Below are 15374 nucleotides of genomic sequence, written 5' to 3'. Positions count from 1 at the left end.
GTAATTATTTAGAGTAAAGTTCCACAACCAGCTGTTCATTAATATCACTTCCCAAATCAGCGCGATCAGGCAATGAGCTAAATGTGCCAGACATGGTTTTCGAATTAACCTCGACCCAGGCAGGAAAACCGTATTGTTCTGTTACAGTTAAAGCATCAACAATTCTTTGTTGTTTTTTTGCTTTTTCTCTAATAGTCAGCACGTCACCTCGAACCACTTGATAAGAGGGAATATTAATCAGCGATCCATTTACCTGGATAGATTTATGACAGACTAACTGACGAGCTTCGGCTCTGGTAGAAGCAAATCCCATACGATACACAACGTTATCTAATCTTGATTCTAGAAGATTCAACAGATTTTCGCCTGTTGCTCCTTTTTTCATATCTGCAGATTTATAGTAATTTCTAAATTGTTTTTCTAAAATGCCATAGATTCTGCGCAAGCGTTGTTTCGCTCTTAACTGCAGGGCATAATCTGAACTCCTCGTCCTTTTGGTACCATGCTGGCCAGGCCTTTGATCCAGCTTACACTTGTTTTCCAGGGACTTTCCTCTGCTTTTTAAAAACAGATCCGTACCTTCTCTTCGACTTAATTTACAGGTAGGTCCAAGATATCTTGCCATGATGCTACTCCAGATTTTTACACGCGGCGTTTCTTAGGCGGACGGCAACCATTATGAGGAATGGGCGTCACATCAACAATATTATTAATTTTAAATCCTAGATTATTCAGAGAGCGCACCGCCGATTCGCGTCCTGGACCCGGGCCTTTGATCATAACATCAAGGTTTTTCATGCCGAATTCCTGAGCAACTGTACCGGCTTTTTCAGCGGCAACCTGGGCAGCAAACGGAGTACTTTTTCTTGAGCCACGAAAACCAGAACCACCTGAGGTAGCCCATGATAGTGCGTTGCCTTTTCTATCTGTGATAGTTATGATTGTGTTGTTGAAAGAAGCATGCACATGCACAATACCATCAGCTACTTCTTTTTTTATACGTTTCCTAGAGCGGTTTGAACTCGCCATTACTTCGACCTCATAATAAGGAATAACTTATTTTCTTATAGGTTTACGCGGACCTTTCCGAGTACGGGCATTTGTTCTGGTTCTTTGCCCTCTTAAAGGCAAACCTCTGCGATGCCTTATACCGCGGTAGCAGCCTAAATCCATCAAACGTTTGATATTCATAGAAACTTCTCGACGCAGATCACCTTCCACTGTTATCTTTGAAACTACGCTACGAATAGCTTCTAATTGCTCTTCAGTCAGTTCTTTTATTTTTACGAAAGGTAATATTCCTGCCTCGCCGCAAATTTCATTTGCAGTTTGACGACCAATCCCATAAATTGCAGTTAAAGCTATCACTGCATGCTTATGATCTGGTATGTTTATCCCGGCAATGCGCGCCATCTAGATACTCCCCTGAGTAGCATTCTAAAGTTAAGCGTCCAATTATAGCATTGCAGTAATTTTGACGCAATAAATTTTAGCCCTGGCGTTGTTTATGTCTTCCGTCTAAACAGATAACCCTAACAACACCATTTCTTTTTACAACTTTGCAATTTCTACAAATTTTTTTGACAGAAGCACGAACTTTCACAGCTAACTCCTTTGGGTTCTTGCATGATAAATCATTTTTTAAGGTTGGCTTTTTTCATTAAGCCTTCATACTGCTGAGACATAACATGAGTTTGCATTTGCGAAATGAAATCCATTACGACTACTACAATAATCAATAAGGAGGTGCCCCCAAAATAAAATGGAACATTCCAGTATACAATCAAAAACTCCGGCAATAAGCATACCAGGGTAATATAAAACGCTCCGATTAACGTCAATCGGGTCATTACTTTATCTATGTATGAACTTGTTTGAAGACCAGGTCTAATACCCGGTAAAAAAGCCCCGGATTTTTTCAGATTTTCAGCGGTTTCTTTTGAATTAAATACTAAAGCAGTATAAAAGAAACAAAAAAAGATTATCGCTGTTGCATAAAACATCACGTAGACAGGCTGGCCGGGTGACAGCATAGTGGCCACATCTCGAAGCCAGGCAAACCCTTCCGTATTGCCAAACCAGCCTGCAATTGTAGCCGGAAACAGGATAATACTTGACGCAAATATTGGTGGAATTACCCCAGCCATGTTAAGTTTCAAGGGTAGAAAACTGCTTTGCCCAGCATACATTTTTCGTCCTTGCTGTCTTTTTGGATAATTGATTAGAATCCTTCTTTGCCCTCTCTCAACAAAAACAACCAGTGCAGTAACTGAAATCGATAGGACGAACAACAGTATAATGAAAGCACTGTTCATTTCGCCAGTTCTAGCTAATTCCAAGGTACCGCCAATCGCCTTGGGCAATCCGGAAACAATACCGGCAAAAATAATAAGTGAAATACCGTTACCAATTCCCCGTTCCGTCACTTGCTCTCCCAGCCACATCAAAAAAACCGTGCCTGTAACCAGTGTAATCGTCGTAATTAGAATAAAGCTAATGCCAGGATTCAAAACAACTGAAAGTCCACCTGCGGTTTGATTTTGCAATGCCAGTGAGATACCGATGGCTTGGAATGTTGCCAATACCACCGTGCCAAAACGTGTGTATTGGGAAATTTTGCGCCTTCCAGATTCGCCTTCTTTTTTCAGTTGTTCCATTGCCGGTATGACAACAGTCATCAGCTGCATAATAATTGATGCCGAGATATAAGGCATTATTCCAAGAGCAAAAAGACTTAAACGCATCAATGCACCACCTGAAAACATGTTAAACATGTCCAGGATAGAACCGCTTTGCTGTTCAAACATAATCGCAAGCGCTTTAGGATCTATTCCGGGAACAGGAATATGGGCGCCGACTCGGTAAACAAAAAAGGCCCCTAACACGAAAAGCAATCTTGCTTTCAGTTCCGAAAAACCACCGACTTTTCCCGTTGCCTGCGTTCTTGTAGTACTCACCTATGCCTCTACTTTTCCGCCAACCGCTTCAATAGATTTTTTGGCTCCAACAGTAACTTTAATAGCTTTAATAGTGACAGTTTTGCTTAATTCACCCGATTGAATTATCTTTGCTGTTTTTGTGAAAACAGGAACTATATTGGCATCTATTAATGTCTTTAAATCAATCACATCTGTAACTAAACCATTCAATTCGCTTAAGCGAACTTCTGCTGAATATCTGCGTGATTGTGAAGTAAAACCAACTTTTGGTAATCGACGTTGCAAAGGCATTTGACCGCCTTCAAAACCTACCTTATGAAAACCCCCGCTGCGCGCCTTCTGACCCTTATGTCCTCTGCCGCAAGTTTTACCAAGCGTACATCCTATGCCGCGGCCTACACGTTTAGCTTTTTTACGTGACCCGTGGTTTGCCTGGATGGTATTTAGGTACATTATATTTCCTCGACTTTTAGCATGTATGATATCTTGTTGATCATACCTCGATTTTCACGGGTATTGAGCACCTCGACCGTCTGGCCGATCTTTCGTAAACCCAAGCCTTTTAAACACACTTGATGGCGCGGCAAGCGTCCATATTTGCTCTTTGTCATCGTAACACTTAATTTTGTACCGGCCATTGCAACTACCCAATAATCTGTTCAACTGATAAGCCGCGTTTTGCGGCAATCTGGTTAGCATTATGCATTCCGGTAAGACCATTAATTGTCGCTCTTACGACATTAATAGGATTACTCGTTCCAATACATTTTGCCAATACATTATGCACGCCAACCACTTCGAATACAGCTCGCATTGCTCCTCCTGCAATAATACCTGTACCTTCAGAAGCCGGCTGCATATAAACTTTTGCCGCTCCTGTTGTGGCCATAATAGGATATTGTAGGGTATCGCCTTTTAATGAGACTTTGCGCATGTTTTTTCGCGCCTGCTCCAGAGATTTCTGAATTGCAATTGGCACTTCACGGGCCTTACTAATACCGTAGCCCACTCGTCCTTCACCATCCCCTACTACTGTTAATGCTGTAAAACCAAAAACTCTACCACCTTTTACTACTTTTGCAACACGTCTTACATTAACCAGTTTTTCTTGTAAACCGTCAGTACTGCCTTGGGCAGGTGCTGTAGCCATTTTATTCTCCTAAAATTTCAAACCGGCTTCACGTGCAGCATCAGCCAATGCTTTAACACGACCATGGTATTTAAATCCTGAACGATCAAAAGCAACTTCCGTTACTCCAGCAGCAAGAGCTTTTTGGGCAATATGCTTTCCTACTTCTGCGGCAGCAATTATATTGCCTGTGCTTTTTAAAGCTGATTTGATTTCTGCCTCAGTGGTTGACGCACTTGCCAACGTAGCTGCTCCATCACCACTAATAACCTGAGCATAAATGTGTTGTGAAGTTTTATGAATTGATAAACGAATTATGTTTAATTTTTTTATTTTACTACGCGATCTTAACGCGCGCTTTATACGGGATTGCTTCTTGTCCATTACGCTACCTTACTTCTTTTTAGCTTCTTTTCTTACAACATGCTCTTCAGCGTATCTGACACCTTTCCCTTTATAGGGTTCAGGTGGACGATAAGCCCTAATTTTTGCAGCGATTTCTCCTACTTGCTGCTTATCACTTCCTTTAACTACTATATCGGTTGGGCTAGGGGTTTCAACTGAAATACCAGTTGGAATTTCGTAATCTACAGGATGAGAAAAACCAAGCGCCAGATTAAGAATATTGCCCTTTGACTGGGCTCTGTAACCTACACCAATCAGAGTTAATTTTTTTTCAAAACCCGCTGTTACACCAGTAACCATATTATTTATAATGGCCCTGGCAGTTCCAGCTTGAGCAGTAGCGCGCTTATCAGCCTTATTCCACTGCACATGAACTACATTATCAGCAATATCAAGGCTTATAGTTGAATTAAAAAGATATGATAGGATACCCTTGCTTCCTTTCACGGTAACAGTATTCCCATTTAATTTTATATCCACATCACCGGGAATAGTAACGGGGGCTTTTGCAATTCTTGACATAACACGCCTACCTCAGCAAACAGTACAAATAACTTCACCGCCATGTCCAATTGCACGGGCGGCTCTATCGGTCATCACACCGTTAGATGTTGATACAATAGCAATTCCCAATCCGCCAAGTACTTTTGGCAATTCGTCTTTAGATTTATAAATACGTAAACCAGGTCTACTAATTCTTTTTATCTTTTCTATTACAGGAATACCCTTGTAATATTTCAATTCGATAGTCATTTCGGTATGACTGGCGTTGGTTTCAGTAGTATAATCTGTAATAAAACCTTCCTGTTTTAATACCTTAGCAATAGAAATTTTTAATCTAGACGAAGGCTGCTTGATATTTTTTTTGCCAGCAGATTGACCGTTTCTAATACGGGTCAGCATATCGGCTATGGGGTCTGTCATACTCATTTTCTTTTCTCCAAACTTGATCTAACAATCTTACCAACTTGCCTTCACTATACCAGGCACATCACCCCGCATTGTTGCCTTTCTCAGTTTATTTCGACTAAGGCCGAACTTGCGATAATACCCATGCGGGCGACCCGTTAAATTACAACGGTTACGGGCTCTGGTTGCGCTTGAGTCTCTGGGTAATTTTTGCAGTTGTATATGAGCAGATTCTTTATCTTCGTATGATGCTTTAGGATCCCTAATAATTTCTTTCAGTAATTTACGTTTAACATCATACTTTTTAATTAATTTTTTACGCTTGTCTTCGCGTGCAATTATTGATTTTTTTGCCATGTGACGCCGCCCTTCAGTTCTTGAATGGAAAATTGAATAGCTTTAACAAAGCCAAACCTTCTTCATTGGTTTGAGCTGTTGTTGTAATAGTAATATCCATACCGCGTAAAGTGTCAATTTTGTCATAATCAATTTCGGGAAAAATGATTTGCTCTTTGACACCCAGTGAATAGTTACCACGTCCATCAAAGCTTTTAGGGCTCAAGCCTCGAAAATCTCGTATTCGAGGAATAGAAATACTGATTAAACGATCCAGAAATTCGTACATCCTATCGCTACGCAAGGTAACCTTGCAACCGATGGGCATATCGTCACGAATTTTAAATCCCGCAATTGACTTTCTTGCCAAAGTGACTATTGGCTTTTGACCGGAAATTTTCTCCATGTCACTGACCGCTGACTGTAGTACCTTTTTATCAGCTACAGCGCCGCCCACACCCATATTGAGTGTAATTTTGGTGATTCGCGGCGCCTGCATTACAGACTTATAAGCAAACTGCTTTACAAGCACGGGAAGAATTTTTTCTTTATATTCGGTTTCTAGTCTGGCCATGATTTATCTGCACCTTACGTATCAATGACTTCTTTCGTTGACTTAAAATATCTGACTTTTTTTCCGTCTTCCAGAAACTTAAAGCCGACACGATCTGCTTTTTTCGTTTGTGGGTTATATAAACCTACATTTGAAATATTAATCGGCATATCCTTAGTTATAATTCCTCCGGATATCCCCGCATTCGGATTTGGCTTTTGGCTCTTTTTTACCTGATTTATACCTTCAACCAAAACCTTATTGTCTTTTAATACTTTACTAACCCGGCCACTTTTGCCTTTATCCTTACCGGTACGAATTACCACGTCATCGCCTTTTCTAATCTTTTGCATGATCAGCCCTACCTTATAATACTTCAGGAGCCAGCGAGATAATCTTCATAAACTTCTCACCTCTTAACTCACGTGTTACAGGGCCAAAAATGCGCGTACCCAGTGGTTGTAAATTGTTATTGAGAATTACTGCTGCATTGCCATCAAAACGAATCATTGAACCATCAGATCTGCGTACGCCTTTACGGGTTCGAACAACCAATGCATTATAAACTTCTCCCTTTTTTACTCTTCCCCGAGGGATTGCATCTTTAATGCTGACCTTGATGATGTCACCAATGCCGGCATAGCGCCGATGTGACCCGCCTAATACTTTGATACACATGACCCTTTTTGCACCGCTATTATCGGCGACGTCAAGGTTTGTCTGCATCTGAATCATGATTAATTCCCAAATTATCTTCTATATATAAATAGTTTGCATGCTATTTGTCAGCACTTTCCACGACCTGAACCAGCTTAAAGGTCTTATTCTTAGATATCGGCCTGCATGATGTAATCAACACTAAATCGCCTTCCTGACAAATGTTTAGCTCATCATGAGCCATCATTTTTGTAGAGCGTTTAATGTATTTACCATACACCGGATGTTTTACCACCCGCTCTACTAGCACAGTAATGGTTTTATCCATTTTATTACTGACAACCCGACCTGTTGTCGTCCGTAATTTAACTGCATTTTCGGTTACATTTTCACTCATGGTTAGGCGCCTGCCATTTCATTTAATATGGTATGAATACGTGCCACATCCCGTCTTACTTTCTTTATTTGATCCGGCCTGGACAATTGACTTGTACCTTTTTGCATTTTAAGATTAAACTGCTCACGTGAGAGTTCAAGCAATAAAGATCCTAGTTCATCCTTAGTTTTTTGGCGTAATTCACTTGCTTTCATTACATTATCGTCCGAGCGGTGAAAAGTGTTTTCAAAGGCAATTTAGCGGCGGCCAAAGCAAATGCCTCACGCGCTAATTCTTCGGAGACACCCTGTATTTCATACAGCATTGTGCCGGGCCGGATTTGAGCCACCCAATACTCTACACTGCCTTTCCCTTTTCCCATACGAACTTCCAAAGGCTTTTTAGTAATAGGTTTATCCGGAAAAATTCTAATCCAAAGTTTGCCACCCCGTTTTACATGGCGTGTGATGGTTCTGCGGGCAGACTCAATTTGACGGGCAGTGAGTCTGCCACGACTTATGGATTTCAAGCCATATTCACCAAAACTTACTGATGAGCCCCGAACAGCAATACCGGTATTTCTGCCTTTATGTTGCTTACGGAACTTGGTTCTTTTAGGTTGAAGCATGTCTCTATCCCATCAACTATTTTTTAGTTTCTGAATTAATAGATGCAATATGTGCATCCATGTCGAATACTTCTCCTTTGAATATCCACACTTTAATGCCGATAATCCCATAAGTCGTATTTGCTTCTGCAGTTGCGTAATCAATGTCGGCTCTTAAGGTATGCAAAGGTACGCGCCCTTCCCTATACCATTCACTTCTGGCAATCTCCGCGCCGTTTAAACGACCACCGACATTGATCTTTATACCTTCAGCACCTAAACGCATTGTATTTGTAACAGCACGTTTCATTGCTCTACGGTACATGATTCTTTTTTCAAGCTGCTGAGCAACGCTTTCAGCGACCAATTGTGCATCCAATTCAGGCTTTCTAATTTCTTCAACATTAAGCTGAACAGGAATACCCATAATCTTTGATACCTCCTGCCTCAAGAAATCAATGTCTTCCCCTTTCTTACCAATAACTATCCCCGGACGAGCAGTATGGATAGTTATTTGCGCATTGTTGGCAGGCCGATTAATCTGGATATGACTCACAGAAGCGTGAGCTAACTTTTTCCTGATATAATCTCGAACGGTTAAATCCTGATGCAAAAAAACAGAGTAATCTTGACTATTTGCATACCACCTTGAATTCCAATCCTTAACAATACCAAGGCGTATGCCCGTGGGATGTACCTTTTGACCCATTTTCTGCCCCTACTCGTGTTCTGCGACTTTAATTGTAATGTGGCAGGTTCTTTTAAGGATATGATTTGCACGTCCTTTAGCTCTTGCCTTAAATCTTTTTATGGTCACCCCTTCATTAACATAAACGGTAGACACTTTTAATTCATCAATATCTGCACTTTCATTATGTTCGGCATTTGCTATAGCAGATTCTAAAACTTTTTTGATAATCGAAGCCGCTTTCTTTGAGCTGAATTTCAATATATTCAGCGCCTTTTCGACGGGAAGACCTCGAATCTGGTCACCGACCAGCCGCGCTTTTTGAGCCGATAAAGGGGCATTGCTTAATTTTGCTGAAATTTCCATCATTCGCCCTATCTAGATTTCTTATCAGCCACATGGCCTTTATAAGTCCGCGTGGGTGCAAATTCCCCTAATTTGTGCCCGACCATATTCTCGGAAATGAGCACTGGAATGTGCAACCGCCCATTATGGATGGCAATAGTCAAGCCCAGCATATCGGGGATAATCATTGATCGTCTTGACCAAGTTTTAATTGGCTTCCGATTATGGTTGCTTACAGCATCATCCACTTTTTTAAGTAGATGATGGTCAATAAATGGACCTTTTTTGATTGAACGCGGCACGTTGTCCTCTCTATTTCTGCTTACGACGTCTGATGATCATATTATCAGTACGTTTATTTTTTCGTGTTTTATACCCTTTGGTTGGCATACCCCAAGGAGATACGGGATGTCTTCCACCAGAGGTACGCCCTTCACCACCTCCATGCGGATGATCTACAGGATTCATGGCCACACCGCGAACGGTTGGGCGAACTCCTCGCCACCGCGATGCCCCTGCTTTTCCAAGAGATGCAAGATTATGTTCAGAATTTGATACTTCACCTATCACAGCTCGGCAATCCGCCATAACCTTACGCATTTCACCTGAACGCATACGGATTGTTGCGTGAATTCCATCCTTGGCAACCACCTGTACGGAGCTACCCGCACTTCTAGCTACTTGCGCACCCTTGCCCGGCTTTAATTCCACACAATGAACAGTCGTACCCATGGGTATATTCCTTAATGACATACAATTACCAGGTTTAACCGCAGCAGTTTCCGAGCAAATAATTTCCTGACCAACTTCAAGCCCTTTAGGGGCAATGATATATTTACGATCACCATCTTTGAACAAAATCAAGGCAATATGGGCTGTCCTGTTCGGATCATATTCCAGGCGTTCAACAACAGCAGGTATATCTGTTTTATTTCTTTTGAAATCAATAATACGGTAATAATGCTTATGTCCACCGCCGATATGACGAGTTGTTATACGCCCCTGATTATTACGACCGCCACTTTTGCTATTTTTACTTAGCAAAGGCGCAAAAGGCTTGCCTTTATGCAAATCTTCATTTTTAATGCGCACTACAAACCGTGACCCGGGTGACGTCGGTTTTGCCTTTACAATCGCCATGCTTTCTACCGTTTTCCTATTGATCTTTTGATTTATATAATCAAGCAGCCGAGAAATCTATGTCATGCCCAGACTTAAGTTTTACATACGCCTTTTTCCAATCGGATCGCTGGCCTACAGAACGGCCAAATCTTTTTTGCTTGCCTTTTACGTTCAAAACCCGAACTGAAGCAACCTCGACGTTAAACATGAATTCTACTGCACCTTTCACTTGCTTTTTAGTAGCTTGTTTTTGCACTTTAAAAACAAATTGTTTGTTTTTTTCCGCCGCTATAGTGCTCTTCTCAGATATAAGCGGAGCCTGCACTATACCCGCCAATTGATATTTATTAATACTCATGCCAAGCGCTCCTCTATTTGTTTCAACGCAGCAGGTGTAGCAATAACTTTATCAGCCGAAACCAATAGAACCGGACTTAAATGGACTGCTGCAATCACTTCGACATAGGGAATGTTTCTTGAAGCTAAGGCCAGATTTGCATCTATACTATCAACAACAATTAGTATTCGCTTGGCATCAATTTTTTTTAGCTTTTCACTTAACTCTTTGGTTTTAGGCGTAGCAGGAAAAATATCGCTGCTAACCACCAGGCGATCCTGTCTCAGCAACTCTGACAATATAGACCGTATGCCCACACGAAACATTTTCTTATTCAGTTTTTGATCGTAAGATCTCGGTCTTGCTGCGAAGGCTACACCACCTGTCCGCCAGATAGGACTGCGTATTGTACCAGATCTTGCTCGGCCTGTCCCTTTTTGTCTCCACGGCTTTGACCCTCCGCCGCTTACGTCAGAACGAGTTTTCTGAGCCTTTGTGCCCGCCCGGGCTCCAGCCAGATATCTAGTCACCAATTGATGTACCAATGTTTCATTAAAAGGCTGACCGAAAATAGCCTCGGCTACTTCTATCTGCCCGGCAGAGTCTTGTTCATTTAAAGCAGATATATGCAAACCCATGGCTTAACCTTTATGTCGCATTTTCATCGCGGGTGTAATAATTACATCACCGCCTTTAGCTCCAGGAACAGCACCTTTTACTAAAATTAAATTTCTTTCTTTATCAATTGAATGGATAGTCAGATTTTGAACAGTTGTTTTCACAGCCCCCATGTGACCGGCCATTTTTTTGCCTTTAAACACTCGACCCGGCGTCTGACACATACCGATAGAACCCAGCACCCTGTGCGATAGTGAATTACCATGTGTTGCATCTTGCATTCTGAAATTGTAACGCTTTACGCCGCCAGCAAAACCTTTGCCAATACTTTTACCTTGCACATCAATCACTTGACCTTCAGTAAAAATGTCCAATGATAATTGGGAGCCAGCAGATAACTCAACGCCCTCGCCGTCTTCGAGTCTAAATTCCCAAAGATCGCGTCCGGCCGTCATATTTGCAGCCGCATAGTGTCCCGCCATGGCTTTATTAACCCGTGAAGATTTTTTATCCCCAGCGGCTACTTGAATAGAACGATAGCCATCAGTTTCAATGCTTTTAACCTGGGCAACCCTGTTTGAGTCAATCTGAAGAACAGTAACCGGCACTGACAAGCCATCTTCATCAAACACTCTGGTCATACCACACTTACGACCTATAAGACCTATTGACATCTGTCAATCCCTCTATTTTTAATTCAGCTTTATTTGAACATCAACCCCAGCTGCAAGATCCAATTTCATCAGTGCATCAACGGTTTTCTCGGTGGGTTCCACGATATCCAGTAATCTTTTATAGGTTCTTAACTCATACTGATCCCGCGCATCCTTGTTAACATGCGGAGAAATCAAAATCGTGAATCGTTCTTTTTTAGTAGGCAGAGGAATAGGACCTTTAACTTGCGCACCTGTTCTTCTTGCCGTTTCTACTATCTCACCAGCCGATTGATCGATCAATTTATGATCAAATGATTTCAATCGTATCCTGATAGTTTGATTAGACATAGTTATTACTCGATTATAGATGCGACCACGCCGGCGCCGACGGTACGACCGCCTTCGCGGATGGCAAAGCGCAGGCCCTCTTCCATAGCAATCGGCGCGATCAGTTTCACCTGCACGGATATATTATCCCCAGGCATGACCATTTCCACGCCTTCCGGCAGATCCACAGCGCCGGTCACATCGGTGGTGCGAAAGTAGAACTGTGGGCGATAGCCGTTAAAAAACGGCGTATGGCGGCCGCCTTCTTCCTTGGACAACACATAAATTTCAGCAGTGAAATGGGCATGCGGCTTGATCGTGCCCTTATGGGCCAATACCTGGCCGCGCTCGACGTCATCGCGCTTGGTGCCGCGCAGCAGGATCCCGACGTTGTCGCCGGCCTGACCCTGTTCCAGAAGTTTACGGAACATTTCGACGCCGGTACAGGTGGTGGTCACGGTCGGCCGGATGCCGACAATCTCGACTTCCTGACCCACCTTGATGACGCCGCGTTCAATACGGCCGGTGACTACGGTGCCGCGGCCGGAAATCGAGAACACATCCTCGATGGGCAGCAGGAAGGGTCCATCCACCGCCCGTTCCGGCAGCGGAATATAGCTGTCCAGGGCCTCGACCAGTTTCACAACTGAGGGCACGCCAATCTCGCTGGTATCGCCTTCCAGCGCCTTTAACGCGGAGCCCACGATAATCGGGGTGTCATCGCCGGGGAATTCGTACAGGTCCAGTGATTCCCGGATTTCCATTTCCACCAGTTCAATCAGTTCAGGGTCATCGACCATATCGGCTTTATTCAAAAATACCACGATATAAGGCACCCCGACCTGACGCGACAGCAGGATGTGCTCGCGGGTTTGCGGCATCGGCCCGTCTGCGGCCGAACAGACCAGGATGGCGCCGTCCATTGGCGCCGCCCCGGTAATCATGTTTTTCACATAATCGGCATGGCCCGGGCAATCGACATGGGCATAATGGCGGGTCGCGGATTCATATTCGACATGCGAGGTGGCAATCGTGATACCGCGCGCCCGTTCTTCCGGGGCATTGTCAATCTGATCGAAGGCTTTCACTTCGCCGCCCTGCAACTCCGCCATCACTTTCGTTAACGCCGCCGTCAGGGTGGTCTTGCCGTGATCCACGTGACCAATAGTGCCTACGTTGACATGCGGCTTACTGCGGGAAAATTTTTCTTTGGCCATGAGTTAATACCTTTATGTTATATTCAATTTATGAAGATTTTTTAATAATCGCTTCTGCAATACTTGCAGGTGCTTCATTGTATTTTTCAAACTGCATACTGTAAGTAGCCCGCCCCTGTGTTGCAGAACGCAAATCAGTTGCATAACCAAACATTTCCGCTAACGGTACTTCGCAGCTAACTGTCTTACCTGATGGCGTATCTTCCATGCCCTGGATCAATCCGCGACGCCTGTTAATATCGCCCACTACATCGCCCATGTATTCTTCAGGGGTAACAACCTCAACTTTCATTATCGGCTCAAGCAATACAGGATTTGCCTTTCTTGCGCCTTCTTTAAAACACATGGAGCCGGCGATTTTGAAAGCCATCTCGTTCGAATCAACATCATGATACGACCCATCAAACAAAGACACTTTGACATCAACAACAGGGAATCCGGCAAGTACACCACTCTTCAACTGCTCTTGAACACCCTTATCCACCGCTGGTATGTATTCCTTAGGAACAACGCCGCCAACAATTTCATTAACAAATTCATAGCCTGAACCAGTCTCTTTTGGCTCAATTCGCAACCAGACGTGCCCATATTGTCCTCGCCCGCCAGATTGTCTTATAAATTTACCTTCCTGTTCTACCGATTTATGAATTGTTTCCCGGTATGCTACTTGTGGCGCCCCTACATTAGCTTCAACATTAAATTCTCTCTTCATTCGATCAACAATTATTTCAAGGTGCAACTCACCCATTCCGGATATAATTGTTTGACTCGATTCTTCATCCGTATGCACTCGAAATGAGGGATCTTCCTGAGCCAACTTACCTAAAGCGATCCCCATTTGCTCCTGATCAGCCTTGGTTTTTGGCTCAACTGCGACCGAAATCACAGGCTCAGGAAACTCCATCCGCTCAAGAGTAATAATCGCCTTGGGATCACATAGCGTATCACCGGTTGTAACATCTTTAAATCCAATGGCGGCCGCTATATCCCCCGCATAAACCTCTTTAACTTCTTCCCGACTATTGGCGTGCATTTGTACTATACGACCAATACGCTCTTTTTTCCTTTTAACTGAATTGTAGAGAGTGTCTCCGGATTTTAACACACCCGAGTAAACTCTAAAAAAAGTCAAGCTGCCAACAAAGGGATCTGTAGCAATTTTAAATGCCAGCGCTGAAAAAGGCTCATTATCATTGGCTGGCCGCCGTGCTTCAGTAACTTCATCCTCAAGTACGCCTTTTATTGCCTCAATATCAGTTGGCGCCGGCAAATAGTCAATCACTGCATCCAGCATTGCCTGCACACCTTTATTTTTAAAGGCTGAACCGCAAAATGCAGGTACAACTTGATTGGCAATTGTCTGAATACGAATACTCTGTTTTATTTCTTCGTTGCTTAGATCACTCTGCTCAAGGTATTTCTCCATTAACTCTTCGCTAACTTCGGCAGCTGTCTCGATCATATGCTCTCTCCATTTCTCACAGAGCTTTTGCATGTCGTCCGGAATTTCCTTTTCAGTGAAAGTCGTGCCCATATTGGTTTCATCCCAATATATTGCTTTCATTTTAACGAGATCCACAACCCCTTCAAAAGTATCTTCAGCGCCAATAGGTAACTGCATGGGCACAGGGTTATTGCCTAAACGAGTTTTAATCTGATCAATTACCCGCAAGAAATCAGCCCCTGAGCGATCCATTTTGTTGACAAAAATCAACCTGGGGACCGTATATTTATTAGCCTGACGCCAAACAGTTTCAGATTGAGGCTCAACGCCCCCTACAGCACAGAAGATAGCGCATGCCCCATCTAATACGCGTAATGAACGCTCAACCTCGATAGTAAAATCAACATGCCCTGGAGTATCAATAATATTAATTCGATGCTGAGAAAATTGCTTTTCCATGCCGCTCCAAAAACAAGTTGTAGCCGCCGAGGTAATTGTTATGCCTCGTTCCTGTTCTTGCTCCATCCAGTCCATGGTAGCTGCCCCATCATGCACCTCACCTATTTTGTGAGATACCCCTGTATAGTAAAGCACACGCTCTGTAGTAGTCGTTTTACCAGCATCGATATGCGCCATGATCCCGATATTTCGATAACGATCTATTGGTGTTTTACGCGCCACGAGCCAAGACCCTCAGTTTAACGGATCT

At 43.2% G+C, this 15374-nt stretch carries 28 protein-coding genes; all 28 read right to left on the bottom strand.

Annotation, left to right across the window (positions count from 1 at the left end; genetic code table 11):
• Positions 1 to 4: 4 nt before the first annotated feature.
• Positions 5 to 625 (bottom strand): 30S ribosomal protein S4, encoded by a 621-nt coding sequence (gene rpsD, locus HUX64_RS04245; protein WP_174624992.1) that lies wholly within the window; start codon positions 623 to 625, stop codon positions 5 to 7.
• Positions 626 to 642: 17 nt separating this feature from the next.
• The gene (rpsK, locus tag HUX64_RS04240; protein WP_174624991.1) at positions 643 to 1029 is read right to left on the bottom strand and encodes a 30S ribosomal protein S11; all 387 of its coding nucleotides are present in this window, start codon (positions 1027 to 1029) and stop codon (positions 643 to 645) included.
• A gap of 27 nt (positions 1030 to 1056) precedes the next feature.
• Entirely contained in the window at positions 1057 to 1413 is a 357-nt protein-coding gene (rpsM, locus tag HUX64_RS04235) for a 30S ribosomal protein S13 (RefSeq protein ID WP_174624990.1), read from the bottom strand.
• Between the two features lie 76 nt (positions 1414 to 1489).
• Positions 1490 to 1603, bottom strand: a complete 114-nt coding sequence (gene rpmJ, locus HUX64_RS04230) for a 50S ribosomal protein L36 (RefSeq protein ID WP_174624989.1) — start codon at positions 1601 to 1603, stop codon at positions 1490 to 1492.
• Positions 1604 to 1634: 31 nt separating this feature from the next.
• On the bottom strand, positions 1635 to 2957 hold the full coding sequence (gene secY, locus HUX64_RS04225) for a preprotein translocase subunit SecY (protein WP_174624988.1): 1323 nt from the start codon (positions 2955 to 2957) through the stop codon (positions 1635 to 1637).
• Positions 2958 to 3392, bottom strand: a complete 435-nt coding sequence (gene rplO / locus HUX64_RS04220; protein ID WP_174624987.1) for a 50S ribosomal protein L15 — start codon at positions 3390 to 3392, stop codon at positions 2958 to 2960.
• The gene (rpmD, locus tag HUX64_RS04215; protein ID WP_174624986.1) at positions 3392 to 3577 is read right to left on the bottom strand and encodes a 50S ribosomal protein L30; all 186 of its coding nucleotides are present in this window, start codon (positions 3575 to 3577) and stop codon (positions 3392 to 3394) included. The genes rplO and rpmD overlap by 1 nt, the downstream gene beginning before the upstream one ends.
• Positions 3578 to 3582: 5 nt before the next feature.
• Complete coding sequence (rpsE, locus tag HUX64_RS04210; protein WP_174624985.1) at positions 3583 to 4089, bottom strand: 30S ribosomal protein S5; 507 nt, start codon at positions 4087 to 4089, stop codon at positions 3583 to 3585.
• Between the two features lie 9 nt (positions 4090 to 4098).
• Complete coding sequence (gene rplR, locus HUX64_RS04205) at positions 4099 to 4452, bottom strand: 50S ribosomal protein L18 (protein WP_174624984.1); 354 nt, start codon at positions 4450 to 4452, stop codon at positions 4099 to 4101.
• Between the two features lie 9 nt (positions 4453 to 4461).
• On the bottom strand, positions 4462 to 4995 hold the full coding sequence (gene rplF, locus HUX64_RS04200) for a 50S ribosomal protein L6 (RefSeq protein ID WP_174624983.1): 534 nt from the start codon (positions 4993 to 4995) through the stop codon (positions 4462 to 4464).
• Positions 4996 to 5007: 12 nt separating this feature from the next.
• Positions 5008 to 5403 carry a 30S ribosomal protein S8 gene (gene rpsH / locus HUX64_RS04195; protein WP_174624982.1) on the bottom strand — a complete coding sequence of 132 codons (396 nt, stop codon included), beginning with the start codon at positions 5401 to 5403 and terminating at the stop codon, positions 5008 to 5010.
• Between the two features lie 30 nt (positions 5404 to 5433).
• The gene (gene rpsN / locus HUX64_RS04190) at positions 5434 to 5739 is read right to left on the bottom strand and encodes a 30S ribosomal protein S14 (protein ID WP_174624981.1); all 306 of its coding nucleotides are present in this window, start codon (positions 5737 to 5739) and stop codon (positions 5434 to 5436) included.
• 13 nt (positions 5740 to 5752) lie between these two features.
• The gene (gene rplE / locus HUX64_RS04185; protein WP_174624980.1) at positions 5753 to 6292 is read right to left on the bottom strand and encodes a 50S ribosomal protein L5; all 540 of its coding nucleotides are present in this window, start codon (positions 6290 to 6292) and stop codon (positions 5753 to 5755) included.
• A gap of 14 nt (positions 6293 to 6306) precedes the next feature.
• Positions 6307 to 6624, bottom strand: coding sequence for a 50S ribosomal protein L24 (rplX, locus tag HUX64_RS04180; RefSeq protein WP_174624979.1), 318 nt, complete (start codon positions 6622 to 6624; stop codon positions 6307 to 6309).
• A 13-nt stretch (positions 6625 to 6637) separates the two neighbouring features.
• Positions 6638 to 7006, bottom strand: coding sequence for a 50S ribosomal protein L14 (rplN, locus tag HUX64_RS04175; protein WP_174624978.1), 369 nt, complete (start codon positions 7004 to 7006; stop codon positions 6638 to 6640).
• A gap of 43 nt (positions 7007 to 7049) precedes the next feature.
• Positions 7050 to 7325, bottom strand: a complete 276-nt coding sequence (gene rpsQ / locus HUX64_RS04170) for a 30S ribosomal protein S17 (protein ID WP_174624977.1) — start codon at positions 7323 to 7325, stop codon at positions 7050 to 7052.
• A 2-nt stretch (positions 7326 to 7327) separates the two neighbouring features.
• A complete protein-coding gene (gene rpmC / locus HUX64_RS04165; RefSeq protein WP_174624976.1) occupies positions 7328 to 7519 on the bottom strand; it encodes a 50S ribosomal protein L29 in 192 nt (63 codons plus the stop codon).
• Positions 7519 to 7932: a 50S ribosomal protein L16 gene (rplP, locus tag HUX64_RS04160; protein WP_174624975.1), complete on the bottom strand. Its 414-nt coding sequence runs from the start codon at positions 7930 to 7932 to the stop codon at positions 7519 to 7521. Before rplP ends, rpmC begins: the two co-directional genes overlap by 1 nt.
• Before the next feature lie 16 nt (positions 7933 to 7948).
• Positions 7949 to 8620 carry a 30S ribosomal protein S3 gene (gene rpsC, locus HUX64_RS04155; RefSeq protein WP_174624974.1) on the bottom strand — a complete coding sequence of 224 codons (672 nt, stop codon included), beginning with the start codon at positions 8618 to 8620 and terminating at the stop codon, positions 7949 to 7951.
• Positions 8621 to 8629: 9 nt separating this feature from the next.
• Positions 8630 to 8965 carry a 50S ribosomal protein L22 gene (gene rplV / locus HUX64_RS04150; protein WP_174625021.1) on the bottom strand — a complete coding sequence of 112 codons (336 nt, stop codon included), beginning with the start codon at positions 8963 to 8965 and terminating at the stop codon, positions 8630 to 8632.
• A gap of 8 nt (positions 8966 to 8973) precedes the next feature.
• Positions 8974 to 9246, bottom strand: coding sequence for a 30S ribosomal protein S19 (gene rpsS, locus HUX64_RS04145; RefSeq protein WP_174624973.1), 273 nt, complete (start codon positions 9244 to 9246; stop codon positions 8974 to 8976).
• A 10-nt stretch (positions 9247 to 9256) separates the two neighbouring features.
• Positions 9257 to 10084 carry a 50S ribosomal protein L2 gene (gene rplB, locus HUX64_RS04140; protein ID WP_174624972.1) on the bottom strand — a complete coding sequence of 276 codons (828 nt, stop codon included), beginning with the start codon at positions 10082 to 10084 and terminating at the stop codon, positions 9257 to 9259.
• A 40-nt stretch (positions 10085 to 10124) separates the two neighbouring features.
• The gene (gene rplW / locus HUX64_RS04135; RefSeq protein WP_174625020.1) at positions 10125 to 10418 is read right to left on the bottom strand and encodes a 50S ribosomal protein L23; all 294 of its coding nucleotides are present in this window, start codon (positions 10416 to 10418) and stop codon (positions 10125 to 10127) included.
• Positions 10419 to 10420: 2 nt separating this feature from the next.
• A complete protein-coding gene (rplD, locus tag HUX64_RS04130; RefSeq protein WP_174624971.1) occupies positions 10421 to 11041 on the bottom strand; it encodes a 50S ribosomal protein L4 in 621 nt (206 codons plus the stop codon).
• A gap of 3 nt (positions 11042 to 11044) precedes the next feature.
• Positions 11045 to 11695, bottom strand: coding sequence for a 50S ribosomal protein L3 (gene rplC, locus HUX64_RS04125; RefSeq protein ID WP_174624970.1), 651 nt, complete (start codon positions 11693 to 11695; stop codon positions 11045 to 11047).
• A gap of 18 nt (positions 11696 to 11713) precedes the next feature.
• Positions 11714 to 12025, bottom strand: coding sequence for a 30S ribosomal protein S10 (gene rpsJ / locus HUX64_RS04120; RefSeq protein ID WP_006890490.1), 312 nt, complete (start codon positions 12023 to 12025; stop codon positions 11714 to 11716).
• 5 nt (positions 12026 to 12030) lie between these two features.
• Entirely contained in the window at positions 12031 to 13221 is a 1191-nt protein-coding gene (gene tuf, locus HUX64_RS04115) for an elongation factor Tu (protein WP_174624969.1), read from the bottom strand.
• 28 nt (positions 13222 to 13249) lie between these two features.
• Positions 13250 to 15346: an elongation factor G gene (gene fusA / locus HUX64_RS04110; protein ID WP_174624968.1), complete on the bottom strand. Its 2097-nt coding sequence runs from the start codon at positions 15344 to 15346 to the stop codon at positions 13250 to 13252.
• Between the last annotated feature and the right edge of the window lie 28 nt (positions 15347 to 15374).

The organism is Candidatus Methylobacter favarea, from assembly GCF_902806695.1.
Classification (GTDB): Bacteria; Pseudomonadota; Gammaproteobacteria; order Methylococcales; family Methylomonadaceae; genus Methylobacter_B; species Methylobacter_B favarea.
This window is presented reverse-complemented; position numbering and strand designations above follow the sequence as displayed.